This is a genomic window from Carnobacterium sp. (assembly GCF_032094055.1).
In the GTDB taxonomy this organism is placed as follows: Bacteria; Bacillota; Bacilli; order Lactobacillales; family Carnobacteriaceae; genus Carnobacterium_A.
In genome coordinates this window covers 12667-15222 of sequence record NZ_DAMDAK010000020.1, presented here as the reverse complement: position 1 = coordinate 15222, position 2556 = coordinate 12667, and the positions used below count along the sequence as shown (strand labels likewise).

The following is a 2556-nucleotide window of genomic DNA, read 5'->3' as shown; positions in this document are numbered from 1 at the left end:
GTAACTATGTCCCATAATAAAGATTTGATCTGCTTGTTTCATTAATTCTTGAAGTGCTTGACTAATGATTCTAGAACGAACACGCGTTCTTTTTTCCATTGGGTTTGTTTTCCCGCCATAGTAACGGGGCTCCCCATCTGTCGATTTAACCACCACTTGGTCTCCGCCTCGTCCTAATGCTAAATCTAAGTTACTTTGAGACAGCTTCGCTAACTTACTTAAATCATTGTCTCCATAAGCTAACCCGATACTAAGCGTTAAAGGAAAGTTTTGTTTAGACGTTCGTTCACGAATACGATCAATAATGGCAAACTTTTCTTCTTCGATAGTAGCTAAAGACGAGCGGTGCATCATCACAATAAAACGATCTTCTGCTACCCTTTTTAAATAAACATGGTGTTCCTTTGCCCAGTTGGATAATTCCATTGTAATAAAATTATTTAGACTCGAAATACTGCGGTCATTCATCCCTTGTACAATTTCATCATGATTATCTACGAATATATTTCCAATCACTATTTTTTCATCTTCGTATTTTTCCTGAATTTGAGCATATTCAGTAATATCCATTAAATACACAACCCGGATATCCTCTTGAACAATGATTTGATAAATGTTTCCGCCCCAATGAGCTGTTTTCAAACCTGATGTATGGCTGTTCTGTATCAACTCAGCTAGTTCTTTATCGACCTCATTGATTTTCTTGCCTAAAACCTCTTGATATCCCAAATGATTTTGAAGATAAGGGTTAGTCCACTGTACTTCATACTCTTCATTAAACAATAAAATACCAATCGGCATTTTAATAAGAGCTTCTTGTTCTCCTCTCTTAATTCGATAAGATAAGTCAGCAATGTATTTAGTAGTTTCAACACTAATTTTTTTAGCCATGTCATATAACAAAACGACAGTAACTGCAAAAACGACTGTCAAGATGATACCTAATGCAATATGTGTTAAAAAACCTAATACTATTGTTACTAATTGTAGTAAACCAATACCAACAGCAAACCATTTGAATTTGTCATCATTCAAAAACTTTGGGAGTTTTTCTTGAGACAGTTTCTCCATAATGAGCTCCTTTTTCATATGTTACTTTTTAAATATCCAGACTCTATTTTACCATGTTTTACTTTTAGATACTAGTTGCTTAAATTGTTCCACATGAAACAATTTAATTACTTCTCTCTTACGAAAAGCACGTCCAGCTTTTATTCTTTTTTCTAAAACCTATAAAAATAGAAAGAAAAAAAGGAACATGATAAATGAAATTACCATGTCCCTTTGCTATTTTTTTATTCAGCCGTAACGAATGGTAATAGTCCCATGATACGTGCACGTTTAATTGCAGTAGTTAATTTACGTTGGTTTTTAGCTGAAGTTCCAGTAACACGACGAGGTAAAATTTTACCTCTTTCAGAAATAAATCGTTTTAAAAGATCTAAATCTTTATAATCGATGTATTCAATATGGTTAGCTGCGATATAGTCAACTTTACGGCGTTTGCGTCCGCCTCTACGTTGGATAGCCATTTTTATTCCTCCTTTATCCTCTAATTTAAATTAGAACGGTAAATCATCATCTGAAATATCTATCGGTTGGCTACTCTTTTCAAATGGATCAGAGTTTCCAAAATCAGGATATTGAGAATTTTGATTTTGAGGAGCCGATTTTTGTGAGTAATTATTTTGTGTTTGGTTATATGAATGTTGTTGAGAAGTTTTTGCATGGTCAGTATCATCTGAGCCGCGACGTTGGTCACTTGTGGCTTTTGATTCCAACATTGAAAAAGTATCAACAACAACTTCAGTAACGTAAACACGTTGTCCTTGTTGATTATCATAAGAACGCGTTTGAATACGTCCTTCCACACCAACTAATGAACCCTTACGCGTAAAATTAGCTAATGTTTCTGCTGTCTTTCTCCAAGCAACACAGTTAATAAAATCTGCTTCTCTTTCACCTTTTTGGTTTGTAAATTGTCTATTTACTGCCACAGTGAAAGAAGCAACAGCTGTACCATTTGAAGTGTATCTTAAATCCGCATCTTTAGTTAATCTTCCAACTAACACAACTCTATTAATCACATTAATCGCTCCTTCCAAAAATGTTTCACATGAAACAATCTTATTTTTTAAGCTTCTACTTTAATAATCATATGACGTAAAATATCATCATTGATCTTAGACAAACGATCGAATTCGTTGATTGCCGCTGCATCTGTAGCAGTTAGTTTTACGATATGGTAAATTCCTTCGTGGAATTTCTTGATTTCGTAAGCTAAACGGCGTTTCGACCAGTCTTTAGATTCAGCGATTTCAGCACCATTATCTTTTAAAATAGTATCAAAACGTTCGATCAAAGTAGCTTTTTCAGCTTCTTCAATATTTGGACGGATAATGTATAAAATTTCATAATTTACTGTTTGGCTCATCTTGACTGTCACCTCCTTATGGACTTTGGCTCATTCATTTGAAAGAGCAAGGAGAGCATTCTATAATAGATTACTCACGTCCATTAAATATACCATATTAATTAATAAAGTTCAATGCTTTT

Annotated in this window: 3 protein-coding genes and 1 pseudogene; all 4 read right to left on the bottom strand. The window is 34.1% G+C overall.

Annotated elements, in window-relative coordinates:
- Window positions 1-1071, bottom strand: a pseudogene (locus tag RT405_RS04855) (hypothetical protein); the annotation flags it as partial.
- Window positions 1072-1295: 224 nt separating this feature from the next.
- Complete coding sequence (gene rpsR, locus RT405_RS04850; RefSeq protein ID WP_035030866.1) at window positions 1296-1532, bottom strand: 30S ribosomal protein S18; 237 nt, start codon at window positions 1530-1532, stop codon at window positions 1296-1298.
- Between the two features lie 30 nt (window positions 1533-1562).
- A complete protein-coding gene (gene ssb / locus RT405_RS04845) occupies window positions 1563-2072 on the bottom strand; it encodes a single-stranded DNA-binding protein (RefSeq protein ID WP_396163295.1) in 510 nt (169 codons plus the stop codon).
- Between the two features lie 62 nt (window positions 2073-2134).
- On the bottom strand, window positions 2135-2434 hold the full coding sequence (rpsF, locus tag RT405_RS04840; protein ID WP_035030871.1) for a 30S ribosomal protein S6: 300 nt from the start codon (window positions 2432-2434) through the stop codon (window positions 2135-2137).
- Window positions 2435-2556 lie beyond the last annotated feature (122 nt).